General features: G+C 27.1%; 25 protein-coding genes. 4 read left to right on the top strand and 21 right to left on the bottom strand.

The window, feature by feature from the left end:
• Nucleotides 1-30: 30 nt before the first annotated feature.
• Genes B0174_RS06505 through trxA form a run of 3 tightly spaced genes read right to left on the bottom strand, consistent with a single transcriptional unit; the run spans nt 31 to nt 2,951 of the window.
• Entirely contained in the window at nt 31-777 is a 747-nt protein-coding gene (locus B0174_RS06505; protein ID WP_108558858.1) for a sulfite exporter TauE/SafE family protein, read from the bottom strand.
• A gap of 59 nt (nt 778-836) precedes the next feature.
• Nucleotides 837-2,579 (bottom strand): protein-disulfide reductase DsbD, encoded by a 1,743-nt coding sequence (gene dsbD / locus B0174_RS06500; RefSeq protein ID WP_108558857.1) that lies wholly within the window; start codon nt 2,577-2,579, stop codon nt 837-839.
• 9 nt (nt 2,580-2,588) lie between these two features.
• Nucleotides 2,589-2,951 (bottom strand): thioredoxin, encoded by a 363-nt coding sequence (trxA, locus tag B0174_RS06495; RefSeq protein ID WP_108558856.1) that lies wholly within the window; start codon nt 2,949-2,951, stop codon nt 2,589-2,591.
• A gap of 144 nt (nt 2,952-3,095) precedes the next feature.
• Between trxA and B0174_RS06490 the strand changes: the two genes are divergently transcribed.
• A complete protein-coding gene (locus B0174_RS06490) occupies nt 3,096-3,452 on the top strand; it encodes a rhodanese-like domain-containing protein (RefSeq protein WP_108558855.1) in 357 nt (118 codons plus the stop codon).
• Between the two features lie 18 nt (nt 3,453-3,470).
• Here B0174_RS06490 and rimK read toward each other — a convergent pair whose 3' ends face one another.
• The 5 genes from rimK to B0174_RS06465 are packed head-to-tail and all read right to left on the bottom strand — an operon-like array spanning nt 3,471 to nt 7,482.
• Nucleotides 3,471-4,403, bottom strand: coding sequence for a 30S ribosomal protein S6--L-glutamate ligase (gene rimK / locus B0174_RS06485; protein ID WP_108558854.1), 933 nt, complete (start codon nt 4,401-4,403; stop codon nt 3,471-3,473).
• An 11-nt stretch (nt 4,404-4,414) separates the two neighbouring features.
• Nucleotides 4,415-4,837: an ATP-dependent zinc protease family protein gene (locus B0174_RS06480; RefSeq protein WP_108558853.1), complete on the bottom strand. Its 423-nt coding sequence runs from the start codon at nt 4,835-4,837 to the stop codon at nt 4,415-4,417.
• 57 nt (nt 4,838-4,894) lie between these two features.
• Nucleotides 4,895-5,119: a hypothetical protein gene (locus B0174_RS06475; RefSeq protein WP_108558852.1), complete on the bottom strand. Its 225-nt coding sequence runs from the start codon at nt 5,117-5,119 to the stop codon at nt 4,895-4,897.
• Between the two features lie 57 nt (nt 5,120-5,176).
• On the bottom strand, nt 5,177-6,658 hold the full coding sequence (locus B0174_RS06470; protein WP_205663501.1) for an EAL domain-containing protein: 1,482 nt from the start codon (nt 6,656-6,658) through the stop codon (nt 5,177-5,179).
• 17 nt (nt 6,659-6,675) lie between these two features.
• Nucleotides 6,676-7,482, bottom strand: coding sequence for a phosphatidylserine decarboxylase (locus B0174_RS06465; RefSeq protein WP_108558851.1), 807 nt, complete (start codon nt 7,480-7,482; stop codon nt 6,676-6,678).
• A 120-nt stretch (nt 7,483-7,602) separates the two neighbouring features.
• Between B0174_RS06465 and B0174_RS06460 the strand changes: the two genes are divergently transcribed.
• The gene (locus tag B0174_RS06460) at nt 7,603-7,842 is read left to right on the top strand and encodes a hypothetical protein (RefSeq protein WP_108558850.1); all 240 of its coding nucleotides are present in this window, start codon (nt 7,603-7,605) and stop codon (nt 7,840-7,842) included.
• A gap of 7 nt (nt 7,843-7,849) precedes the next feature.
• Here B0174_RS06460 and mltA read toward each other — a convergent pair whose 3' ends face one another.
• The 13 genes from mltA to B0174_RS06395 all read right to left on the bottom strand — a co-directional run bounded on the left by mltA (nt 7,850) and on the right by B0174_RS06395 (nt 22,044).
• The gene (mltA, locus tag B0174_RS06455) at nt 7,850-8,971 is read right to left on the bottom strand and encodes a murein transglycosylase A (RefSeq protein WP_108558849.1); all 1,122 of its coding nucleotides are present in this window, start codon (nt 8,969-8,971) and stop codon (nt 7,850-7,852) included.
• Nucleotides 8,968-9,273: a hypothetical protein gene (locus B0174_RS06450; RefSeq protein WP_108558848.1), complete on the bottom strand. Its 306-nt coding sequence runs from the start codon at nt 9,271-9,273 to the stop codon at nt 8,968-8,970. The genes mltA and B0174_RS06450 overlap by 4 nt, the downstream gene beginning before the upstream one ends.
• Nucleotides 9,274-9,284: 11 nt before the next feature.
• Entirely contained in the window at nt 9,285-11,168 is a 1,884-nt protein-coding gene (dnaK, locus tag B0174_RS06445; RefSeq protein ID WP_108558847.1) for a molecular chaperone DnaK, read from the bottom strand.
• An 87-nt stretch (nt 11,169-11,255) separates the two neighbouring features.
• Nucleotides 11,256-11,801, bottom strand: coding sequence for a nucleotide exchange factor GrpE (gene grpE / locus B0174_RS06440; protein WP_108558846.1), 546 nt, complete (start codon nt 11,799-11,801; stop codon nt 11,256-11,258).
• Nucleotides 11,802-11,809: 8 nt separating this feature from the next.
• Nucleotides 11,810-12,601, bottom strand: a complete 792-nt coding sequence (locus B0174_RS06435) for a heat-shock protein (protein ID WP_108558845.1) — start codon at nt 12,599-12,601, stop codon at nt 11,810-11,812.
• A gap of 97 nt (nt 12,602-12,698) precedes the next feature.
• Nucleotides 12,699-13,421 carry a tRNA pseudouridine(38-40) synthase TruA gene (gene truA / locus B0174_RS06430; protein WP_108558844.1) on the bottom strand — a complete coding sequence of 241 codons (723 nt, stop codon included), beginning with the start codon at nt 13,419-13,421 and terminating at the stop codon, nt 12,699-12,701.
• A gap of 9 nt (nt 13,422-13,430) precedes the next feature.
• Nucleotides 13,431-14,447, bottom strand: a complete 1,017-nt coding sequence (locus B0174_RS06425; protein ID WP_108558843.1) for an LptF/LptG family permease — start codon at nt 14,445-14,447, stop codon at nt 13,431-13,433.
• Nucleotides 14,444-15,241: a prepilin peptidase gene (locus B0174_RS06420; protein ID WP_228156427.1), complete on the bottom strand. Its 798-nt coding sequence runs from the start codon at nt 15,239-15,241 to the stop codon at nt 14,444-14,446. The genes B0174_RS06425 and B0174_RS06420 overlap by 4 nt, the downstream gene beginning before the upstream one ends.
• Complete coding sequence (locus B0174_RS06415) at nt 15,201-15,887, bottom strand: di-trans,poly-cis-decaprenylcistransferase (protein WP_108558841.1); 687 nt, start codon at nt 15,885-15,887, stop codon at nt 15,201-15,203. The genes B0174_RS06420 and B0174_RS06415 overlap by 41 nt, the downstream gene beginning before the upstream one ends.
• The gene (coaBC, locus tag B0174_RS06410) at nt 15,880-17,151 is read right to left on the bottom strand and encodes a bifunctional phosphopantothenoylcysteine decarboxylase/phosphopantothenate--cysteine ligase CoaBC (protein WP_108558840.1); all 1,272 of its coding nucleotides are present in this window, start codon (nt 17,149-17,151) and stop codon (nt 15,880-15,882) included. The genes B0174_RS06415 and coaBC overlap by 8 nt, the downstream gene beginning before the upstream one ends.
• Nucleotides 17,152-17,160: 9 nt before the next feature.
• Complete coding sequence (gene glmU / locus B0174_RS06405; RefSeq protein WP_108558839.1) at nt 17,161-18,456, bottom strand: bifunctional UDP-N-acetylglucosamine diphosphorylase/glucosamine-1-phosphate N-acetyltransferase GlmU; 1,296 nt, start codon at nt 18,454-18,456, stop codon at nt 17,161-17,163.
• Between the two features lie 11 nt (nt 18,457-18,467).
• On the bottom strand, nt 18,468-20,402 hold the full coding sequence (locus tag B0174_RS06400) for an ankyrin repeat domain-containing protein (RefSeq protein WP_108558838.1): 1,935 nt from the start codon (nt 20,400-20,402) through the stop codon (nt 18,468-18,470).
• 61 nt (nt 20,403-20,463) lie between these two features.
• On the bottom strand, nt 20,464-22,044 hold the full coding sequence (locus B0174_RS06395) for a helicase-related protein (protein ID WP_108558837.1): 1,581 nt from the start codon (nt 22,042-22,044) through the stop codon (nt 20,464-20,466).
• Between the two features lie 54 nt (nt 22,045-22,098).
• Here B0174_RS06395 and trmA point away from each other — a divergent pair, with 54 nt between their 5' ends.
• Together trmA and B0174_RS06385 are read left to right on the top strand one after the other, a co-directional pair.
• A complete protein-coding gene (gene trmA, locus B0174_RS06390; RefSeq protein WP_108558836.1) occupies nt 22,099-23,223 on the top strand; it encodes a tRNA (uridine(54)-C5)-methyltransferase TrmA in 1,125 nt (374 codons plus the stop codon).
• Nucleotides 23,224-23,394: 171 nt separating this feature from the next.
• Nucleotides 23,395-24,273 (top strand): flagellin N-terminal helical domain-containing protein, encoded by an 879-nt coding sequence (locus B0174_RS06385; protein ID WP_108558835.1) that lies wholly within the window; start codon nt 23,395-23,397, stop codon nt 24,271-24,273.
• Nucleotides 24,274-24,299 lie beyond the last annotated feature (26 nt).

The following is a 24,299-nucleotide window of genomic DNA, read 5'->3' as shown; positions in this document are numbered from 1 at the left end:
CTTTAAAAAAGAGAAAGAAATTTCTCTTTTTTAAATCATTGTTTGATAAATCAAAACACAAGCTATCAAAAATAAAACTACTTTTACAACTTTTACATAACTCTCTTTTGGAATCTTATCTTTTATTTTAAGCCCAACAAACATAGCAATTACAACAATAATCAAACTACTAAAAGATAAAGTTAACAACTCCTGATTAAAAGAACCATGAAAAGTAAAAAGCACTATTTGAGTGATTTTACCAAATAAAAAACATAAATTTGTAGATTGGATTATCTCTTTTTTTGAGTGTTTTGATTCAAGTGAATAAATTATCAAAATTGAAGCCATAACATTTGTCAAACCACCTATTATTCCAGCAATTAATCCAAAAACTACCATTGATAATGTTTTCTTTTCTTTTATCCACTTCATTTGTATTTTAAACTTTTGAATAAAAAGATACAAAAGAATTGAAAAAGCTAACAATAATTTAAAAAGTTCAGAACTAGAATAAATAAGTATTTGTGTACCTATTGCACTCCCAATCATTCCAATAATTGCCAAAGGATAAAATCTTTTTATAGCTTGTAAAAAATTCCCCTCACTATAAATTGAGATAAGATTTATCAAAAGTGTGGGAATTGCTATATATAAAATTGCAGTTTTCATATCTGTAACCATAGCCAATAAAGGCGTTGCAATCATAGGAAATCCAAAACCAATACTTCCATGAACTAAAGAAGAAACAAATATAATTAGTGAAAAAATGATTAAAAAATCAGTTGAGAGTTCCATAATAAATCCTAAAAGATTTATTATAGAGAAATATTATTTAAAAGAAGAGTTTTCTTCTTTTAAAAGTTTTTATTTAGTATTTCTAAAAATTCTTTTGGATTTTTATATCCAACAATTTTTGATGAATTAAGCTCTTTTTTATCTTTATCCCAAAAAATAAGTGCAGGAGGACCTACAACTCCAAACATTTTTTGCAAAGCTTTATCTTCATCACTATTAGCTGTAACATCAGCTTTTAAAAGTGTAAAGTTTTGAAGTTTTTTCATAACCTCTTCGTCTTTAAAAGTTATCTCTTCAAACTCTTTACAAGCAACACACCAAGAAGCCCAAAAATCTAAAAGCACTGGTTTATTTGAGTTTTTGATTGCAAGTTCCAGCTCTTTTATATTTTTTATTTTATGAAAAACTAATTCATTTTCTTTTGATATATTTGCAGAGCCTGTCAACTTTTCAAGTGGTTTTAATGGATTTGTAGAACCACTTATAAGACCCACCAACAAAACCACTCCTAAAATAAATAAAACCGAACTAGCTAATTCAGCAATCATATTTGATTGAGTTTTTAAATATATTGCTGTTGCTAGGAATAATAATGCCCATAAAGACATAATAATTGAAGCACTCAAAACTCTATCAAGGAGCCAAATAGCAACTCCTAACATTATAATTCCAAAGATTTTGGTAATATTTTCCATCCAACCACCTGGTTTTGGCATAAATCTTCCAGCACCTAAACCAATAAGTAAAAGAGGAACTCCCATTCCTAAACTCATAACAAATAAAGCCATTCCACCAAGAAGTGCATCACCTGTTTGACCTATATAAACCAAAGCACCTGCAAGTGGTGGAGCAACACATGGACCAACTATTAAAGCTGATAAAAATCCCATTATTGCAATTCCAACTATTCCTTGTTTTTCTTTTCCATCTGTTGTTTTATTCAGTTTTGTTTGTAAAGATTGAGGAAGTTTTATTTCAAAATATCCGAACAGTGAAAATGCAAGTGCCACAAAAACTAAAGCAAAAACAACTAAAACATAAGGATTTTGAAGTGCAACTTGTAAGTTTGCGCCAAAGACTCCTGCAATAATTCCAGCAATTGTGTAAGCCAAACTCATTGAAAGTACATATATTAAAGATAAGAAGAAACCTTTTTTTGCTGTCATATCCTCATTTTTTGAAGCACCCACAATAATAGATGATAAAATTGGAATCATTGGAAAAACACAAGGTGTTAAAGAAAGTAATAATCCAAAACCAAAAAAAGTTGCTAAAACCAGAATTAAATTTCCATCTTTTAAACTATTTGCAATTGAATCTGTTTCATTTAAAGTTGTGGCTTCAGCTTTTTGTTCTTCTTTTATAGTCTGTATTTTTGAAATATTATTGTCAAATGTAAGTAAATATTTTTCACTCATAGGAGCATAACAAAGTCCAAGTTTTGAGCATCCTTGAAATTTGATTTCTATTTCATAATCATTTGATTCAGCTTTTAATTTTAATAAACTAATAGGAATAGTTAAATCTAAATTACTAAAATGGACTACATATTCTTCATAAGCCACTGGGTTTGGGACATTTATCTCTTTTGTAATCTCTATTTTTTCAGGTTTAGAAATAAAGATTTTTAATTTATCAGAATACAAATAAATATCTTTGCCTAAATCTAATTTAAAATTTACACTATCTTCATTTTTTGAAAATGTTGGTTTAAAAGCCTCATTAGGTTCTAAAAATTCTTGGTTTAACCCAGCTGCAAATGAGTATATAAAAACACATATTAATAATAAAAGTTTTTTCATCAAATATCTTTATTTAAAGTTTTCTTTTGATGCTTGAAGTAACTCAGCAGAGTCTAAAACACCAACATAATCTTTTACAACTTTCCCATTTTTAAAATAAATCAAAGTTGGAAGAGCAGAAACTCCATATTTTTTAGCAAGATTTAACTCATCATCAACATTTACTTTATAAACATGTACATTTTTAGGTTTTGAAGTACTAAAATTTTCTAAATTTTCTGCCACAATTTTACAAGGTGGACACCATGGAGCATAAAAATCAACAATTACATTTTTGCCTTTTATTTTTTCTTCAAAATTATCTATATTTAACTCTTCATAGGCATAAGCACCCATTACACTAATTAAAATTATTAGAAATATCTTTTTCATTCTCAACCTTTTTATTTTTTTTATTATATTTAATCTTTGTAAAGAGTTTGTTTACATCATAGTTTTATAATCTGATACTTATTTAATATTATAAGATTTTATTATATATTTTATGTTAATATAAAATTTATCAAAAGGACAATAATGAATATGTTAGCTGAATTACAACCCAAAATAGTAGAAAAAATGATTGATGATAATATTATAATGATTGATGTTAGAAGAAAAGAAGAATTCAAAAGAACAGGAGTTATACGAAATGCTCATTTATTAACTTTTTTTGATGAATTTGGAGAGTATGATATAAAAAATTGGATGAAAGAGTTCAATAAATTAGTTACTTCAAAAGAGCAAACTTTTATTTTAATTTGTGCTCATGCAAATAGAACAAAAGTTATTGGAAATTTTTTAATAGAGCAAGGGTACAAAAATGCAGCTCATTTGTTTGGTGGGATGGCTTTATGGAAACAAGAACTAAAAGAAACTTTGACTTACAATTAGAGTATTTATAGGAGCAAATTATGCTCCTATATTATCTTTTTTTATTCTTCTTTTTTGCGGATTACTTGAACAACTAACTTTTAGGCTTTTTTCAATAAATTCCATAATTCTTTCTGCAATATTAATATTTGTAGATTTTTCAATTCCTTCCAAACCTGGGCTTGAATTTACTTCCATTACAAGTGGTCCTCTTTTTGATGGAATCATATCAACTCCACAAACACCAAGTCCCATAGCCCTTGCAGCTGCTATTGCTGTTGCTTTTTCTTTTCTATTAAGTTTATATGCAACGGCACTTCCACCTTGATGTAAGTTTGATCTGAAATCTCCCTCAGCACCTTGTCTTTTCATTGCACCAACAACTTCATTATTTACTACAAATGCTCTAATATCAGCTCCACCTGCTTCTTCGATATACTCTTGAACAAGTAAATTTACATCCATTCCATAAAATGCATCTAAAACAGATTTTGCTGCTTTTTCACTATCAACTAAAACAACACCAACACCTTGTGTTCCTTCAAGAATTTTTAATACTAAAGGAGCTCCTCCACTTAGAGCAATCACATCTTTAGCATTTGATTTATTTGAAGCAAAAACAGTTCTTGGCATATCAACACCATTTTTTGATAATACTTGCAAACTTCTTAATTTGTCTCTACTTCTAGTAAGCGCTAAATTTCCTGTTGTACTAAATACATCTATCATTTCAAAGTGTCTTACCATTGCAGCACCATAAAATGTTCTACTAGCACCAATTCTTGGTATTATTGCATCAGGAGTTGGTAGTACTTTTCCTTCATAATTTACAACTAACTCATTTTTCATAATTTCAATAGTACATTTCAAATAATCTATTACTCTAACTTCCCAACCTTTTGCAGTCGCTTCTTCAACTAACCTTCTTGTTGAATATAGATCTTTATTTCTTGATAATATATAAATTCTCATATTAATCTCTTTTAATTTACTTTTGTAAGATATTCTTTTGAAACATCAACTAAAAACCGCTCAGTTAAAAACTTTCTTCCTATTAACATAGGATACTTCATATCAGAACGATCAGTCAAAGAAATAACTGTTTTATATTTTTTACCAAAAAACAATATATCTACTTTTATAGATGCTCTTAATTGTACAGTTCCATTTGAACTTTTTACTCTTTTATATTTATAAAGTGGCATTTTCATTTTTTTGCCATGATAAGCTGGATGAATTTCATCTAATAATGTAAAATTAACAAATTTCTCATCGTCAATAAAAATATCATCGCAATGTAGGGAATTAGAATCAGCTCCTGTGTCAATTTTTACATCTAAATCAAACAGTTCTAAATCTAAGATAGATACTATTTCTCTTCTTCCTATAATTCTTTTTTGTGACATAATATACCTCTTTAAAAGGATATTATATCACAAAATTATTTCATAAAATTATGAATTTTATTTTTTAGTATCTAATGCTTTTTGAAGTATTGAAATCACATCTGCTAAGTTTTCATAAGGGATATGAGATTTCCATTGAATATCTTGTCCATTTAAAGAAATACCAATACTAACTATATCCTCTGTATCTTTTCCATAAGGTTCAGTTACATTTGAAATAGAAATTTTTCCTTTTTTAGTACCAGATAAATCTAATGTTCCTAATTCTGTAATAGTTGACATTTTAATCCTTTTTATTTTACTTTAATTCTACAACAATAAACTTGTTTTTAATTAAAACTAAAGAAAATCTGGCGCTGGTTCAGCTAAATAAAAACCTTGTAATTCATCAACACCTAATTCAACCAATGAATCAAATACTTCTTGAGAATGAACAAACTCAGCAATTACTCTTATGTTTAAAGCTTTACTAAAATCAATAATTGATTTGACCATTTCATATGAGTTTTTATCTGAATAAATATTTTTAATTAATGAGCCATCTATTTTTATATAATTTGGTCTAATTTTTAGAATATGTGCAAAATTTGAATATCCTGTTCCAAAATCATCAATTGCAATTTTTATGCCTTGTTTTCTATACTTACTAATAAAATCCTCAAGCAAAGTATAATCACTAATATAATCACTTTCTAAAATTTCAAAAACGACTCTTGATTTATCTTCATTAGTAATTTTATCAAGACTTTCATCTAAAAAATTTATAAACTCCCCATCTAAAATATCTTTAAAACTTAAATTTATAGATATTTGTTTATCGGTTTTTCCTAAATCTTTTAAAGCTTTTGATATAACTTGATTCGATAATTGAAGATATTGTTTCGTTTTAACAGAAATATCAAGGAAAAAATTAGGACTTAAATATATATTTTCACCCTTTTCATTTATATCTTTTATTCTCATCAAAGTTTCATATTTAACAATATTTTTATCTACATCAAAAATAGCTTGATAAAAAGGTACAACACTATCATTTTTAAGTGCTTCTTTTATTTTCTCTCGCCAATATATAGACTTTTCAATCATCTCTTTTGTATCAATATCATTGTTATAAACAAAATAAGGAATATTGTTCTTTTTAGCTTTTTTGAGTGCAATTCCTGCTGTTTTTATAGATTCTTCTTGAGCAATTGAAATACCCAAAGTTATATTTACGAAAATATCAAGGTCAAGATGTTCAATATAAAGCGGTTTATTTTTAAAAAGTATAGTTAAGTCTTCTATTAATTCATTAAATCTAAAAAATCCCATCATTTTTTTATCAGCTAAACAATATACATTTCCATATATTCTATAAACTGAAACATCATATTCTAATGAAAATTCATTTAATATTTTTCCAACTTCAATTAAAACTAAATTACCAGTTGAAAACCCATAAAGTTCGTTTATATCGTCAAAAGAATCTATATCAATTAAAGTTATTGATACAAAATCATTCTCTTTTATCTCTTCTTCTAAAGCATATCTATTTTTTAAATTTGTCAATTCATCAAAGTATAATTTATTCTCTATCTCTTTTGTTTTTATACAAACCTGTTCATCAAAAGTTTTTTTATTTGTTTCAACTTGATTAATTGAAGCAATTATTTTTATAATCGCAAATGCTGTAATTACTAAAAATACAACAAATGCAAATATTAAACTATACAATATAAAATAATTTATTTTAGGAGATAATAAAAATACTACAAAAGATACATATAGTAAAAAAATTATAATAAACAACCAAGCTATTTTTAAAGATATTTTATTATTCAAGCAATCTCTCTTTTATTTTATAAAAAATTTGCTATTTTTTGTCCAAATCTCACATTTTTATCGAGTAAATCTTCAAGTTCTACCATTTCTTTTTCCCAAATCATAACAACAGTTGAACCCATTTTGAAATACCCTAAACATTCACCTTTAGTTATTTCAATATTTTCATAAGTATATACTTTCATCTCTTTTGCATTTGTGTTTGTTTCAACTCTATCTTCAAATTCAAACACCATTTGTCCAACATTTAAAGCTCCTACAAAAACCATATAAAAGATTTTTCCATTTGTTTCACACTCTAAAATTACTCTTTCATTTTGAACAAAAAGTTCAAATTCTTTATTTAAGTATTTTAGATTTACAGGATAGAGTTTCCCTGGAACATGAATTAACTTTAATAATTTAAAATCACATGGAGCATGGTATCTGTGGTAATCTTTTGGTGATAAATAAAAATTCATAAAAGAACCGTCTTTAACTTTTTCAAAGTTTGAAGAACAATAATAAGTTAGCAATTCTTCAACGCTATATTGCATTCCTTTTATTTGTAAAGCAATATCATTTTTAATTTCTCCACATTGTGTGATTAAACTGTCAGTTGGAGAAATAATTACATTTTTATTTTCATCTATAACTCTTTTTATGATTAATTCTCTTGTGAATAAATCATTTAAAGATTTATAATATCTTGAATGTTTAAATTCGCTCATATTTAAACCCATAAGTTTTACATAAGAAGCATTTATGATTTTTTGAATAAATGAGGGAAACTCTTTTTTAGCGAACTTTCCAAAATTTAAAGAGATAAGATTTGTAATATGCATTATTTTCCTTTATTAAAATCAATTATTACTATATTTTATCTATTTTTTCTTCTTAAATTGCTTTAATAAATATTTAGCTAATCTTGCAACATTAATTTATCAAATTTTTAAGGATTATTTATGTACAAAATAGTAATTGCAAATCAATGCGCATGTTTTAAAAAAAGCAATTTAGAAAATAATTTAACTTTTGAATCAAAAGACGAAGCTTTAAGCAAAGCAATAGAAATGAAAAATTTTATGAATAAAGATTTTTGTAAAAAACATGAATTTGAACTTCAAGAAATGTTCAATAATTTTGTGATTTCATTTTATAGTGAAGCTAGAGATAATTGCTGTGGAAATGGTTGTTGCATGTAAGCAACAACTATTTTTTAGGCATTAAAATATACATTTTCCCTTTTTCTTTCATCTTCCCAGCATAAGCAAAAGCATCTTCTCCATATCCCCAAAAGAAATCAGCTCGAATATTACCTTTTATAGCTCCACCAACATCAGCAGCTACCATTAACTGATTTATAGGTTTTTTATCAATAGGATTTTTTGTACTAAGAAAAACAGGCATTCCAAGAGGAATAACACTTCTATCTACTGCCAAATTTCTTTTAGCTGTAAGTTGTGTTCCTAAACTTCCGGTTGCTCCTTGATTTGATTTATGAAAAAATACATAACTTTCATTTTGATTTAAAACTTCATCCATTTTTGAAGGATTTTTATCTAAATATTTTTTCATTCCCTGAGCTGATAATTCATCTTTTCCTATATAACCATGATTGAGCATATAAGTCCCAATTCCTTTGAATTTTCTTCCATTTTGCTCAGCATAACCAACATTAATTAATTCACCATTGTCTAATAGTATTTTCCCTGAACCTTGAACATGAAGTAAAAATAAATCAACTTTATTATCCACATAAGCAATAATTTCAAGATTTTTACTAGGATTACTTTCTATTTGAGCTCTTGAATCATAAGGAATTACTTTATTATCAACTATTTTTCCTCTTAATTTATAAGTTTTTAATTCAGGATAAGCTGATACAAAATCAACAATCATCATATCTTTTGGAGTTTTATAAACTGGATATTTGTATCTATTATTTTTTTTCAAACTTCCGTAAAGAAGTGGTTCATAATAACCTGTAATAATTCCTTCATCCAAAGCGTTATCATCTAAAAGTTTATATGGTTGAAAATTTATAGTAAAAAACTTTCTTCCATCTGTTTCATTTTCAGCTTTTTGGCAAACTTCTCTAAATAATTCATTTCTTTTAGATTTTGTACAATCTTTTTTAAAAACATCTAATGCATGAGCTAAATCATCACTATAAAAACCTTCAATTTCATTAAACCCAACAGCTTGCATTTTTTTTGTATCAGTTTTTACTTCTTTTTCAATCTTTTGTTCTTCAGGAATTACTTTTTCTTTTGTTGCACACCCTGAGAAAATAAATAATGCTATTAATGATATAAATACTAAAGATTTCATGAGTCACAAGAAGTAGGTAATAAGTTTGTGGAATGTACTTCTTTTAATCCACATGAATCACAAATAAATTCAACATCATTTACTCCTGAACAGCCATGATTTTGAACAGTTCTTGATTTTATGATTTCAGATTTAAATGTCGTTTTTGTTTTTTCATCAAAAAAGACTTTTGCTTTTTGCCCACAAGATGGACATTCACCAGTAAGTAATTTTTCTAGCCTCGAGGTTTTACTTTTTAAGTATAAAAGGACAGAAAAAATAACTATTAAGAATAGTATTAGTAAAAAAAACAAATTTTGCATGAAGCAGAGATTTACTCTACTTCAGCATCGATAACATCATCGTCATCTTTTTTTGCTTTTTGGTTTGGTTGAGCACCAGCTTCACCACCCTCTTTCTTGTACATAGCTTCTGCTAATTTATGAGATTTTTCAGTTAATGTTTTTAATTTTTCTTCAATTTGTTCTTTTGAAGCATTATCATCTTTTAAAGTCTCTTCTAATTCAGCAGCTGCATCAATAATAGCTTTTTTCTCTTCTTCTGAAACAGCGTTTTCATTTTCTTCTAAAGTTTTTCTTGTTGAATGTAATAATCCATCAGCTTGATTTCTTACTTCAATTAATGCTTTTTTCTTAGCATCAACATCTTTATTTGCTTCTGCTTCTTGAACCATTTTTTCAATTTCAGCATCACTTAATCCAGATGAACCAGAAATAGTAATTTTATTTTCTTTACCAGTTCCTTTATCTTTAGCAGATACATTTAAAACACCATTTGCATCAATATCAAATGTTACTTCAATTTGTGGAACTCCTCTTCTTGCTGCTGGAATATCCGAAAGTTCAAACATACCTAAAGATTTATTATCTTTTGCAAATTCTCTCTCACCTTGTGAAACATGAATAGAAACAGCAGGTTGATTATCTTCAGCTGTTGAGAAAACTTGAGATTTTTTAACAGGAATTGTTGTACCTTTTTCGATTAATTTAGTCATAACTCCACCTAAAGTTTCAATTCCAAGTGAAAGTGGCGTAACATCAAGTAAAAGTACATCTTTAACATCACCTTTTAAAACTCCAGCTTGAACAGCAGCACCAGCAGCTACAACTTCATCAGGATTTACACCTTTATTTAAATCTTTTCCAAAGAAATCTCTTACAACTTTATTTGCTTTTGGAAGTCTTGTACTTCCTCCAACCATAATAATTTCTTGAATTTCACTTTTATCCAATCCAGCATCTTTAAGTGCAATTTTGATGTGATCTAAAGTTTCAGTAATTAAATCTTCTGTCATAGACTCAAATTTTGCTCTTGTTAATGATTTAACTAAGTGAACAGGACCTGCATTTCCCATTGAAATAAATGGTAAATTGATTTCTGTTGATTCAGCTGATGATAACTCTTTTTTAGCATTTTCAGCAGCATCTTTTAATCTTTGTAATGCCATTTTGTCATTTTTAACATCAAAACCATTTTCATCTTTAAACTCTTTTGCTAACCAATCAATAATTCTATTATCAAAGTCATCTCCACCTAAAAATGCATTTCCATCAGTTGATAAAACTTCAAAAGTCCCATCACCAATTTCTAAAACAGTAACATCAAATGTTCCTCCACCTAAATCGTAAACTAGAACTTTTTCTTCACCTTTTTTATCTAAACCATAAGCTAAAGATGCAGCTGTTGGTTCATTGATGATTCTAAGAACATTAAGACCAGCGATTGTTCCAGCTTCTTGAGTTGCTTTTCTTTGTGCATCATTAAAATATGCAGGAACTGTAATAACAGCTTCTGTTACTGTTTGACCTAAATATTCTTCCGCATCAGCTTTTAGTTTTCCTAAAATTTTTGCAGAAATTTCTTGAGGTGTATAAACTTTCCCACCAATTTCAACAGCTGCTGCTCCATTTCTATCAACAATTTTATATCCAACTTTTGATTGAGCTTCTTTTGCATTTGGCTCATCCATCATAAGACCCATAATTCTTTTAATAGAATAAATAGTTTTTTCAGGATTTGTAATCGCTTGTCTTTTTGCAGGATCACCTACTAAAACTTCACCTTTATCTGTAAATGCCACGATTGAAGGAGTTGTATTTTTACCTTCTTTATTAGGGATAATTTTAGCTTCCCCACCTTCATAAACTGCAATACAAGAGTTTGTTGTTCCTAAATCTATTCCAATTACTTTACTCATTTTTTGTCCTTTTATTAAGTTTTAATTTTTTATTTAATTTATATCTTTTCAAATCTATCTAGTTTTATGACATCACGGTCAAAGTGCTTATTTTTTACAGATTGAAACCATTGCTGGTCTTAATAATCTATCTTTTAATAAATAACCCTTTTGTAACTCAGATACAATTGCACCATCTTCATGATCAGCACTATCAACTTGCATTACAGCATTGTGTACATTTGGATCAAATTCACCATCTGTTTCAATTTTTGAAATATTATGTTTTTCGAAAGTTGTATTAAAACTTTTTATTGTTAAAGCTATTCCTTCTTTTACTTTTTCAAGTAATTCTTGCGCATCTACTTGTGAATTTGAAGATGCTAAAGCTAGCTCCAATGTATCAATTGGTGTTAATAAATCTTTTGCGAATTTTTCACTTGCATAATCAATAGCTTGATATTTTTCTTTTTCTAATCTTTTTTTAATATTCTCAAAATCCGCATGAACTCTTAAATATTTATCTTCACTATCTTTTAATTGTTGTTCTAACGAAGCAATTTTATCTTCTAAAGTCTCTTCTTTTGTAGTTTCTTCAACTACTTCTGCTTGAACTTCTTCTTGTATTAATTCTTCTTTTGTTTCTTCACTCATTTTATCTCCTAAAAAGTTGTAATTTTTTCATAAAAATATTCATAATCTTTTGGTAATTCACCAATAACTAACATTTTAACATCTTCATTATTGATTTTACAGTAGTTACAAATTCCAATATAATTTGATGGTAAAAACTTATCAAAATATAAACCTTCTTTTAATTCATCTAAAATTTGACCTTTTAGAAAACTATTTATTGTATATTCATCAAAGTCATAATTTAAAGCTAAATTTAAAAACTCTTTGTAATTAAAAATCTGAAAATCTGAATTCTGCAAAGTTTGATTTATTGATTCATAAACCTCATAAGCACCCACATCTTTTGAAATCTTTGTAATATCTTTTAAATCTAAACCTATCATATCATTCAAAAATCGATAAAGTGCATCTGAATATTTTACACTAATTGCAAATGAAGAAAATTCTAATATCATATATTTATTTTCAACATTTAAAATGTTTTTTAATACATCAGATTTCTCTTTTTTTATAAAAACAGACAGCCCTATTTCTGAAGCAAAATATTCCAATGCTCGTAAGTTTACACTTTTTAGTTCAAAATTAAGTTTTGATTGCCAATATTGTTTTAAAGCTTCAGTAGTTGGAGTTCGTCCACTACTTATATGTTCTTGTGCAAGATAACCCTCATCACCTAACTTTTTAAAGTAACCTCTAATAGTTGCTGGTGAGTAAGTAATATCGTACATAGATTTTAATTGAGTTGAACCAATTGGTTCTAAATGCTCAATATAAGCTTTAATAATATATTGTAATAAAAACTCTTTTTTATCTATCACTAATTACGACCATTTTTATAATTTAGCACTCAGTATCTTAAACTGCTAAAGAATTATAACCTATTGAGTCTTTATTTGTCAAGTATTTTATCATCAATTAATATTTTATTTTTGTAAGATAAAGACCATTGGCAATTACTGGCATTTTAAAGATTTTTTTTTCTAATCTTAATTGTTTTTTTAAGTCTTCAATGGTTAGTTTTTTATCATTAATAGCCAATAAAAATCCAACCATTAATCTAATTTGAGATCTCAAATATGAGTTTGCAGTAAATTTAAAAACAAAAATATCTTTATATTTATAAAAAACTGTATTATAAATTTCTCTTGTTGTAATATCTTTGTCACTTCCTGTTTTGTGAAAATATTTAAAATCATAAACTCCAATAAACTCTTTTATTGCTTTTTTAATAAGTTCTTCATCAACATTTTCTACATAAGTAATAAATTTATCATTAAAAGGAGTTGTAGGTTTTGAAGTAATTATATATCTATAATCTCTTTTTTTAGCATGAAATCGTGAGTGAAAATCATCTTTTACTTTTGATATTTTAAGAATTTTTATTGAAGATGGAAGATTTCTATTTAAAACTTCTTTTAATTTAGAAAAATCATTCCAGAAATCAGGAACTAAACAATTAAAAACTTGTCCTGTTGCATGAACTTCTTTATCAGTTCGTCCACTTAAAACTATATTTGTTTCTATATTTATTTTTTTAAATGCAAATAAAAGTTTGTCTTCAATTGTTTTGCCATTTGGTTGCTTTTGGCTTCCTTGGTATAAACTTCCATCGTAAGCCAGAGTAAATTTTAAATTCATAAATTTATATTAATACTCTTTTCTAACTGTTTTAAAATACAACAAATATGTTCCAGCAAGCCAAAAAATAGGGATTGCATATAAAGCATGTAATAAAATCTTATCACCAATTAATTTAATTAAAACATAATATAGAACTACCGAAATCAAAGAGTAAAAAACTGCTCTATTTTTTTCATATCTTGGATTAAAATATCCAAAAGTAATAACTAAGAAAAGTGATATTATAGGAAATAATGAAGTTAACATAAAAAATGTTAAGTCATCAATATTAGTATTTTGCTGAATATTTTTTTTCCAGTATTCATAAGAATTAGTAAAAATATCTGTCTTACTATCTGCAATAGAATCATTTATATACATAGATTTAAAATCAATTTGATTAAACTCTTTTTCATCAATAACAAAAGCTTTACCATCATTTAATTTAAAACTCAAAGAACCTTTATCATTATCTAAAACTGCTGTTTGACTAACAATGAATTGATCTTTTTTATCTTCTGTTTTAAAAAGTTTTACTTCATCGTAAACTTTATCATTTTTTTCACTTATATAAATTAACCAATCACCAAACTTTTGTCCAAATTCACTAGCTTTTATATTAAAATTTGCTTCTGTTTTCTTTTTATCTAAAAATTGTTTTGTTAAAAATTTTGTTTTTGGAATTAATCCAACAGAAATTACCAATAACATAACAGATAAAAGAAGAGTTACAGGTACAAATATTTTTAAAATTTTTATAGGATTTAATCCAAAAGATGTAATAACTGTTAATTCATATTCTCCTGCTAATTTTGCCAATGTAATAACTAATGACAAAAAAAATGAAATAGGCATAGTAAAAAATATAATTTGAGGTATAACATACGAAAATAGCGTAAATAATTCAAAAAAATCAAGAGTGATAATAGAAGTTAAAGCTGCAATTTTCACTAAAAAAATAACTGAAGTTATAAAAAATAGTCCTAAAAATATTGGGAAAAATGTAATAGCTAATTGAGAATGTAAATATTGTTTTAATTTCAAAAAAAGACCTTTATAATTGTTTCTAAGTCAAAAAAATATTCTGTAAAAAATCCCAAAACTAAATAGGGAATAAATGGAGTTTGAATATCTTTTTTTACAAAATTTGAATAGATTGCGGGAATTATAGCGAAAATTGCAGCTAAAAATATAGCAATTAAACCACCATTTATTCCAAGAATAATTCCCATCATTGCAATTATTGGAATATCACCCTCACCTAAGGCTTCTTGAGTTTTTAAACTCTCATCTTTTAGAATTCTTGATTTTATATTTTGTATATAAAAAGTGATTACAAAATTTAATAAAACAAAAGCTCCTGTAAATAAAAAGGCATTTTTAAAAGCTTCGATTATAGAAAAATTTGTGGCAATTAATGAGAGAATAAAAACTATTAAAAGCAAATAATCAGGAACGGCTTTATATTTAAAATCAATAAAAGATAGAGTTATTAAAACATAAGATAATAAAACCATAAAAATAAATTCTTGATTTAAACCTAATTTTAGGAATAAAGCTAAAGTTATAATTCCACTTATTAACTCAATAAAAAAATATAAAAAAGATATTTTTGTTCCACAATAAGAACATTTTCCCAAAAGAAATAAATATGAAAAAAGAGGAATATTATGGTACCAATAAATCACATGGTTACATTTTGGACAATGACTTCGAGCTGTCATTAAAGATTCATTTTGGGGTAATCTTAAAATTAGTACATTTAAAAAAGAACCAATACATATACCAAAAATAAAACTAAATAGCTCCAAAGCGTCTCTCTCTTTTAGAAAAATCACTTAAAATATCATCAAGTTCTACTTTTGAAAAATCAGGCCAATAAGTTTGAGTAAAAAACATTTCAGCATAAGCGTTTTGCCACAACAAATAATTTGAAAGTCTCACTTCTCCACTTGTACGAATCAAAATATCCACATCACCCATTCCAGCTGTATCAAGGCAAGATTCTAAATTTTGTTCTGTTACTTCAAGATTTTTTTCATTTAGTTTTTTAATAGCTCGTATTATTTCGTTTTTTGAACCATAATTTAAGGCTAAAACTTGAGTTAAACCTTTACAATGTGAAGTTTTTTCTTCTGTATTTGATATTGTTTTTTGTAAAGATTTTGAAAATCTTGTTAAATCTCCAATTGCTTTAAATTTAACATTTTGTTTTAAATAAACTTCTAACTCTTTTTTTAAATATCTTTCAAGAAGTTTCATCAAAAACTCAACTTCAAGTTTTGGTCGTTCCCAGTTTTCTGTGGAAAAAGCGTATAAAGTTAGATATTTAATTCCAATATCAGAACAATATGTAGTGATTTCTCGCACAACCTTTGCACCCTCTTCATGTCCTGCGGTTCGATTTAATCCTCGCTCTTTTGCCCATCTTCCATTTCCATCCATAATAATGGCAATATGTTTAGGAATATTTGAATCACCCATAAATTTCAAACTCTTTTTCTAATTTTTCTAAAATTTCTAAAGAAATATCTAATTTTGAACCTTTGAATTCATAAGAGTTATCTTTTAAAATAAGCTCTATATTATTGTTTTCACTTCCAAAACTATTTTCTTCATTTAAAATATTCAAACAAACTCCATCAAGATTTTTATTTTCTAACATTCTTGTAGCACTGTTTATTGCAGTTGTTTCATCCATTTCAGCTTTAAATCCAATTGAAATAATGCCATCTTTATCAAGAGATTTTAAAATATCCATATTTTGTTTTAACTCTAAATTCCAAGAAGTACCAATTAACTCTTTTTTTAATTTTCCATTTTGAGCAAATGAGGGAACATAATCACTAACAGCCGCCACCATAAATAAAAATGGTTTTTTTAGTATTAATGTAGGAGTTGAATTATCCATTAAAGTGGGTTTTGTAAGAATTCCTTTTTTAGCAACTCTTATTGAATCAACCAAATATTCATACATTTCACTTGAACTTTCCACTTTTATAATATGAATATCTTTTGGTAAATTTTCATAACCTCTTGAACTAACAAAACAAACATCACCACCTTTGTAATACAAAGCCTTTGCAAGATTTGAAGCCATTTTTCCAGATGAAAAGTTTGAAAGGTATCTTACATCATCAATTTTTTCAATTGTTCCACCACCACTTATTACTACTTTTCTATTTGTCCAATAATCTTGCTTTAAAAGTTCTTTACAAGTAACATCAAAAATATCAGCAGGTTCCGCCATAGCTCCATCACCCACATCTTTACAAACCAACTCTTTTGTTTGTGAAGAAATAATCTCATAATTACAAAGTTTTAACATTTTAAGACTTGATTGTGTGATTGGATTTTTTAGCATATTTGTATTAGCTGCTGGTGCAATTAGTTTCATTCTTGGATATGCAAGTGCAGTTTGAAGTAAAAGGTTATTTCCAAGTCCATTTGCAAGTGCATTTATAGTGTTTGCACTAGCTGGTGCAATTACGAAAATATCTGACCATTTTCCAATATCTATGTGATTATAATCTTGGCTTTTATCCCAGTTTTCACTACTTTCATCAAGAACTTTATTTTGTGAAATTGCTTCAAAAGTTATAGGATTTATAAACTTTTTAGCACTTTCTGTCATAATAACTCGAACTATCGCCCCCGCTTTTATATAAAGTCTTATTAAATCCAAAGCCTTATAAATAGCGATTGAGCCAGTAACTCCAACTAATATTTTTTTATTTTTTAATAACATTTGAAATCTTTATTTTTTACTTGAAAAATGCTTGTAAAAGTAACCATCAATAACTTTTGCTTTTGCACGAGTAAGATATAATTCACCTTTTTTTACATTTCCAGTTACAGTTGAACCAGCACCAATTAGAACATCATCTTCAATATTTACAGGTGCCACAAACTGTGTATCGCTTCCTACAAATACATTTTTTCCTATAATTGTTTGATGTTTATTAACTCCATCATAATTACAAGTTATTGTTCCACATCCGATGTTTGTTCCCTCATCAATAGTACAATCTCCAAGATAAGATAAATGACCAGCTTTTACACCATTTAAAATAGCTTTTTTTGTCTCTACAAAGTTTCCAATATGAGTTTTATTAAGTTCACTTCCAGGTCTTATTCGCGCCATTGGTCCAACATCACTATCTTTGATGATTGAATCTTCAACAACTGAATTTGTTTTAATATGTGAATTTATGATTTTTGAGTTTCCAAGAATACTAACACCATTTTCAATGATACTTTCACCAAGAATTTCAACACCCTCTTCAATATAAATAGTATCAGGCAACCTCATAATAACACCCTCTTTCATAAAATCTTTTTTGATTCTATTTTGATGAATAACCTCAGCATCAGCTAATTCAACTTTTGAGTTTACACCTTTGAAATTTTCTTCATTCACAACAAGTGGTTTTAAAGTTTTTCCTTCTTTAATCGCCATTTCCACTAAATCTGTGATGTAATACTCTTTTTGAGCATTGTTATTATTTAGTTTTGCTAAGTTTTCAAGTAAAAACTTTGTTTCAAACTGATAAATTCCTGCGTTTGCAGTTGTAACTTTTAACTCATCTTCGTTTGCATCTTTTTGTTCAACTATTTTTTTAACATTTCCATTTTCAATAATAACTCTTCCATAACCATCAGCACTTTGTAGTTCTAAAACAGACATAACAATAGTTGCATTTATGTCAAACTTTTCTAATTCACTTGCTTGAATTAAAGGCATATCACCATTTAGAACCAATACTTTTTCATATTTTGGAAGAATTCCCATAACCGCTCCACCAGTTCCTGGAAAATTTATATGGTCTTGAATAACAAAATTTATATTTGAAAAATATTTTTCCATTTCTGCTTGTACTCTTGAAGCTTGATGAAATAAAACCACTGTAATATCATCACTAAGTTTTAGTGCTTCTTTGATTGAATAATATAACATTGGTTTCCCAGAAATTCTATGTAATACCTTTGGAGTATCTGATTTCATTCTAGTACCTGCACCTGCTGCTAAAACTATAATTGATTTATTAAACATTTTTTTCCTTATTAAATTAAAGCTTCATTTATCTCATTTTTGAGATTTTGAACAACTTCTTTAAATGCAAGTTGCATTTTATCATCTGTAATATTACTTGAAAGCAATTTTTCTATTTTATTCTCTCTATTTTTAAAAAATAAAGCAACTTTTTTATTTTTTGGATTTCGATTATACATTAAAACTCCTGAGGCAATAAGTGCAACAATAAGTCTTGTATGTCCAAAAGTTGCAGCATAATTTAATAAAGTAAATCCAGAATTATCAGGTAAATTCATATCCGCACCAGCTGCAATTAACCATCTTGCAATTTTATAATTTCCATGCCATTGAGTATGATGAAGTGCTGTTCGTCCATGAATATCTTTTATACTTAAATCTGCTTTTTTTGTTAAAAGTTTTTCTACAATTACTAAATCATTCGCAATTACAGCTTTATGAATTACGGTTCTGCCATCATTATCTTGAGTATCAATATTTACTCTGTATTTTAAAAAATAAATCAATCTTTCGATAAAAGCATCTTTCTCTTTTTTGTCACTTATTTTTAAGCCTTCTTCAACCATATACATAAGTGGTGTGTAACCTCTTTTGTCTTTAATATTTAAATTTATTCCATAATTTATAATAGTTTTTAGAGTCTCAAAGTCATTATATAAAACCATATCAAATAAAATATTTGTTCCATCTAATCTTTGTCGTTCAATATTTGGTCTGTAAGTAAGAACTTTCTTTAGTAAAATATCGTATTTTTCATCATATTTTATTTCATTTGAAAAAAAAGCATGTGGTTTTTTAAACCCTTTTATAATTGCAATTATTTCAACAATATCATCAACTACGCCTTTTTCATCTAAATCTCTTGCATCAATATTTGCTCCATGAGATACTAAAAAATCTATCATTTTATAATTTGAGTAACCTTTTAATATCTCTTTATGAACTATATTTTTCTCAAATTCATCACAAATATTTACATCAGCTCCACAATTTAATAAGAATTCTACATTTGTAAAATTTTTATTTTCAACTTCTTTTTGTAATTTTGTTTTTCCATTTTCATCTATTTTATCAATCTCAAAACCATGTTCTAAAAATAAAAAACCTAAAGGCAAATACTCTTTATCTTCTGTTATGATTTTATATTTTCCCTCCGGTTCTTTTGATGAGTTTTTTTGCAAATCAAAAACATATAAAAGCTCATCAATTATGTTTTTATGATGATTATCAATAATATTTGTATTAATACCTTTTTTTATTAAAAGTTCAATTAAAGGTAAATTTTTAACTCCTTGTAAAATTGCATTAAAAAGTACATTTTGTCCATCTTTATCTAAAAAATTTACATTTATTCCATTTAAAATTAACTCAGTAGCCAAAGAAGTATCATCTTTTAAAACTGCACTAAAAAGTGCGTTTTGATGATTTTCATCTAATATATTTAAATTGTTTATATTATTTATCACATCCTTTAAAATATCAAGATTCCCACCCTCAACAGCATCAAATAAAACTGTTTTTCCATGGCTATCTTTTATATTAAAATCTGCATTATAGTTCATAAAAATCTGGAAAATTTTATTATTTCCCATAAGTGCAACATTTTGAAAAACCGTTCTTCCTGAATTATTTTTATGATTTATATGGAATCCATTATCAAGTAAAAAACGAATCATCATTCCGTCATTTCTATTTATTGCTTCATCTAAAATAGTTTTTTTATGAAGGTCTTCTATTGTTAAATTTGCACCGTTTTTTATTAAGATTTTTAAAGCTTCGAGTTTTCTTTTTGCAGCAAGAGAAAAAAGAATCGTTTGTCCTTTTTCATCTTTTTTGTTTATATTTACGCCCTTATTTATGTATTTTTCAATTTTATCTATATCCATGTCATCTGATAATAATTCTTCAAAAAATAAATCTTCATTGACTTTAAAAAATCCAAACACGATATTAAATCCTTCTACATTTTAGAGCTTTGGTAAGTATATAATTCTAGCTAATTTTATATTAAATTGTTTTTCGTCTTCTTGGTCGATAACTTTTTTTAGAATTAACTGCTTCTTTAGAATCGTTTTCTTTTCGCGGGAATGGTTTTGAAAAAGTTTTTTTAGGACTTTCTTCTTCAATCAAATTTCCTTTTAAAGATTTTTCAATAAATGAATTAAAAGAGTTTCTTAAAATATACGCCTTATCATGATCAGGAAAAAGATCAGGAAGTTTATATGAAAGCCATAAATATAAAGATATTTTTTTAACCTCATCCTCTACCAAAAGTAAATCTCTTTGTGTTATCGCTTTTTTTGGCAATGTAATAGATGGTTTATAATGGCAAACTTTTTTCTTAATAACACTTGCAATATAAGCTTCATAAGCTTGTAAAATGATATTTGATTTTGTTGTTATTGGAGCTTGTGCTAAAAGATATTTATCTTCAAGTTTTAGATTAAATCTTGTATCAACAATGGCTGCAGCTTCAAGCATTGAAGAAATATTAGCAGCTATAAATGGACCTGAGAAATACATATTATCAGCAAAAAACTTTAATACTTTTGTTAAAGAGTTTGTTTTTATGTGAGCTGCTAGTGCTTCAAGTTGGTTATTATTTATTTTTACTTTAAAAGGTGGTTTTATAGTTTTTATAGGGCTTTCAAATTCAACTCTTACATGTTCTAAAATATCTCTTCTTGTAGCTCCCAAATATCCAGCTTCAAAGTGTCCAAATCTTCCTGCTCGACCTGCTATTTGAGTGATTTCATTTACCGTTATTTTTCTTTTACTAACACCATCAAATTTTGTATCAGTTGTAAATAAAATAGTTTTAATCGGAAGATTTAATCCCATGGCAATGGCATCGGTTGCTATTAAAATTTGGCTTTTTTTTTCTCTAAATCTTTTTGCTTCATCTCGTCTTACTTCTGGTGATAAATTTCCATAAATAACGGAAACTGTATATTTTTTTTGAAGTTTTTGTTTTAACTGTAAAACATCTCTTCTTGAAAAAGCAATAAGTGCTGTTCCATCTTCAAGTCTGTCTAAAGATGTCCATTTTGGTAAAACTATTAATTCATTTTTTCTTTGATGTTTTACAATTTCTAAATCTTCCTCAAGATAAGCAGCTATTCTTTTAACTGCATCAAGAGCATTTACACTTCCAGTCATAATGATTTTTTTTGCAGGACAACCAATAATTGCATTTACCCAAGCCCAACCACGATCAGCATCATCAAGCATTTGAACTTCATCAATAACAGCCACATCAACATCTAAATCAAAATCTATCATTTCAATAGTTGAGCAAACATGAGCCGCATCTTCATGAAGCATTTGTTCTTCACCAGTTATTAGTGAAGCTTGAATATTTGAAGCTTTTAAATCTTCATAACCTTCCAATGCCAAAAGCCGTAAAGGCGCCAAATAAAGTCCAGAATTAGCCTCTTTTAATTGCTGCATTGCATTATAAGTTTTACCTGAGTTTGTAGGTCCTACATAAAATTCTAATTTTCTGTTTAGACTTCGCGCCAATGGATATAAAGTTTTTAAATCACAATTTAATAGTGATTGTAGTTGTTGTTGCCAGTTTTCTTTCATGGGCGTATTATAATCAATTCAATATAATACAAGTTTAAATAACTAAGGATTTTAATGAATTGTGAATATTTTGGGAAATGCGCTTCTTGCGTTTTATATGATAAATCTTATGAAGAGCAACTAAACTTTAAAGAACAAAGAGAAAAACAGAGATTTTCAAACTTTACTACAAAACCATTTGATATTATAAAAAGTGAAAAAAAAGCTTTTAGAAATAGAGCTGAGTTTAGAATTTGGTGGGAAAAAGATGCAAATGAAAAAGTAGTTTATTCTTATGCTATGAATGATTTTAATAAAAATATTTTAGAAATAAACTCTTGCCAAATAGTAAGTTCACATATTCAAGAAATTATGCCAAAACTTCTAGCCCTTGTTAGTTCAAATGAAGAACTTTCATCAAAACTCTTTGCAGTTGAGTTTTTAGGTAGTTCTACAAAAGATTTATTGGTAACTTTAATTTATCACAAAAAACTTGAAGAATCTTGGAATCACTTAGTAAGAGGACTTGAAGAAAAATTAAATATCAAAATCATGGGAAGAAGTAGAAAACAAAAAATTATAATAAATAGTGATTCAATAAATGAAAGCCTAAATATAAATAATCAAGAGTTTAAATTTGTTTATCAAGAGGGTGGATTTACCCAACCAAATACAAATGTAAATATTCAAATGATTGAATGGGTTTTAAATAATATAGAAACTTCGTCAAAAGATTTATGTGAACTTTATTGTGGTGGTGGAAATTTTACAATTCCATTATCTACTAAATTTAATAAAGTTTTAGCTACAGAAATTTCAAAAACATCTATAAAATCAGCTTTAAACAACTGCCAATTAAACAATATCTCAAATATTAGTTTTATTCGTATGAGTGCTGAAGAGTTTGTACAAGGTCTTCAAGAAGTGCGAGTTTTCAATAGGTTAAAAGATATAAATCTAAAAGATTATAACTTTGATACTATTTTTGTAGATCCACCAAGATCAGGACTTGATGATACAACCAGAGCATTAGCAAAAGATTTTGAACAAATTATATATATCTCATGTAATCCAGAAACTCTTCATAGAGATTTAGAAACACTCTCACTTACCCATAAAATCGTAAGATTTGCACTATTTGATCAGTTTGCATATACAAATCATATAGAATGTGGTGTAATTCTAAAAAAGATTACATAATTTAATCTAACTTTAAGAAATGGTGTGCAATAATTTCAATATAAAGATTAGGGACCAATGGGTTCCGAAGAGAAGATTTTTTCCTCTCTATGCTTGGGACTTTTAAAGAGAAACAAGAAGGTACTAGGATGTGAGTCAAATCACAATGTGTCATATTAAAAAGGATTTATTATGAGAATTAATACAAATGTTTCATCTTTAACAGCTCAAGAAGCTGCACAAAATACAAGTAAAAATATAACTGGTTCATTAGAAAAACTTTCTACTGGTTTAAGAATTAATAAAGCTTCTGATGATGCTTCTGGTTTAGCAATTGCTGATAAATTAAGAACTCAAGCAACTTCTATTAATCAAGGTATTGCAAATGGTAATTCAGCTGTTTCTTTACTACAAATTGCTGATAAATCAATGGCTGAACAATCGAATATTCTTGATACTATTAAAGCTAAATTAATTCAAGCAAATACTGATACTACATCAAATGATGGTAAATTATCTATTGCAAAAGATGTTAATAAACTTTTAGAACAATTAAATAATATTGCTAAACAAACTAACTATAATGGTACATCTTTATTACAATCTGGTAGAGGAAGTGCTCAAGAATCAAAAGGGTTATCATTCCAAGTTGGTGAAGATAGAGCAGATTTAATTAAAACAAAAACTATTCAAGCTAACTCTACAGGTCTTAAGTTAACTACACTTAAAGGTGGGGCAAGTGCCGCTGCTGTTTTAACAGCAGGTGCTGTTTCAACAAAATTTGGTAAAACTATTATATCAGCATCACAAAAATTAATTGATAATGCTATTTCAAAATTAAATGGATATAGAGGTGACATTGGTTCTACTCAAAATCAAGTTGAATCTGCTGTTAGAAACTTAATGACTCAATCTACTAATGTTAAAGCTGCTGAATCTATTATTAGAGATGTTGATTATGCGCAAGAGTCTGCGAATTTTAATAAACAAAACATTATTTCTCAAGCTGGTTCTTATGCAATCAGTCAAGCAAATTCTGTTCAACAAAATGTATTGAAATTGCTACAATAATTTCTAGGTTTGAAATAACTTTCAAA

The organism is Arcobacter caeni, from assembly GCF_003063245.1.
In the GTDB taxonomy this organism is placed as follows: domain Bacteria; phylum Campylobacterota; class Campylobacteria; order Campylobacterales; family Arcobacteraceae; genus Aliarcobacter; species Aliarcobacter caeni.
This window is presented reverse-complemented; position numbering and strand designations above follow the sequence as displayed.

Bases quoted from the DNA above. Each gene is read 5' to 3' on its own strand.
- grpE (WP_108558846.1), bottom strand. From the start codon at position 11,801: ATGAGTGAAGAAACAAAAGAAGAATTAATACAAGAAGAAGTTCAAGCA.
- glmU (WP_108558839.1), bottom strand. From the start codon at position 18,456: ATGTTTAATAAATCAATTATAGTTTTAGCAGCAGGTGCAGGTACTAGA.
- B0174_RS06385 (WP_108558835.1), top strand. From the start codon at position 23,395: ATGAGAATTAATACAAATGTTTCATCTTTAACAGCTCAAGAAGCTGCA.
- truA (WP_108558844.1), bottom strand. From the start codon at position 13,421: ATGAATTTAAAATTTACTCTGGCTTACGATGGAAGTTTATACCAAGGA.
- trmA (WP_108558836.1), top strand. From the start codon at position 22,099: ATGAATTGTGAATATTTTGGGAAATGCGCTTCTTGCGTTTTATATGAT.
- mltA (WP_108558849.1), bottom strand. From the start codon at position 8,971: ATGAAATCTTTAGTATTTATATCATTAATAGCATTATTTATTTTCTCA.
- B0174_RS06505 (WP_108558858.1), bottom strand. From the start codon at position 777: ATGGAACTCTCAACTGATTTTTTAATCATTTTTTCACTAATTATATTT.
- B0174_RS06475 (WP_108558852.1), bottom strand. From the start codon at position 5,119: ATGTCAACTATTACAGAATTAGGAACATTAGATTTATCTGGTACTAAA.
- B0174_RS06460 (WP_108558850.1), top strand. From the start codon at position 7,603: ATGTACAAAATAGTAATTGCAAATCAATGCGCATGTTTTAAAAAAAGC.
- coaBC (WP_108558840.1), bottom strand. From the start codon at position 17,151: ATGTTATTAAAAAATAAAAAAATATTAGTTGGAGTTACTGGCTCAATC.
- dnaK (WP_108558847.1), bottom strand. From the start codon at position 11,168: ATGAGTAAAGTAATTGGAATAGATTTAGGAACAACAAACTCTTGTATT.
- trxA (WP_108558856.1), bottom strand. From the start codon at position 2,951: ATGAAAAAGATATTTCTAATAATTTTAATTAGTGTAATGGGTGCTTAT.
- rimK (WP_108558854.1), bottom strand. From the start codon at position 4,403: ATGAGAATTTATATATTATCAAGAAATAAAGATCTATATTCAACAAGA.
- B0174_RS06490 (WP_108558855.1), top strand. From the start codon at position 3,096: ATGAATATGTTAGCTGAATTACAACCCAAAATAGTAGAAAAAATGATT.
- B0174_RS06395 (WP_108558837.1), bottom strand. From the start codon at position 22,044: ATGAAAGAAAACTGGCAACAACAACTACAATCACTATTAAATTGTGAT.
- B0174_RS06450 (WP_108558848.1), bottom strand. From the start codon at position 9,273: ATGCAAAATTTGTTTTTTTTACTAATACTATTCTTAATAGTTATTTTT.
- B0174_RS06465 (WP_108558851.1), bottom strand. From the start codon at position 7,482: ATGCATATTACAAATCTTATCTCTTTAAATTTTGGAAAGTTCGCTAAA.
- dsbD (WP_108558857.1), bottom strand. From the start codon at position 2,579: ATGAAAAAACTTTTATTATTAATATGTGTTTTTATATACTCATTTGCA.
- B0174_RS06480 (WP_108558853.1), bottom strand. From the start codon at position 4,837: ATGTCACAAAAAAGAATTATAGGAAGAAGAGAAATAGTATCTATCTTA.
- B0174_RS06415 (WP_108558841.1), bottom strand. From the start codon at position 15,887: ATGGGTGATTCAAATATTCCTAAACATATTGCCATTATTATGGATGGA.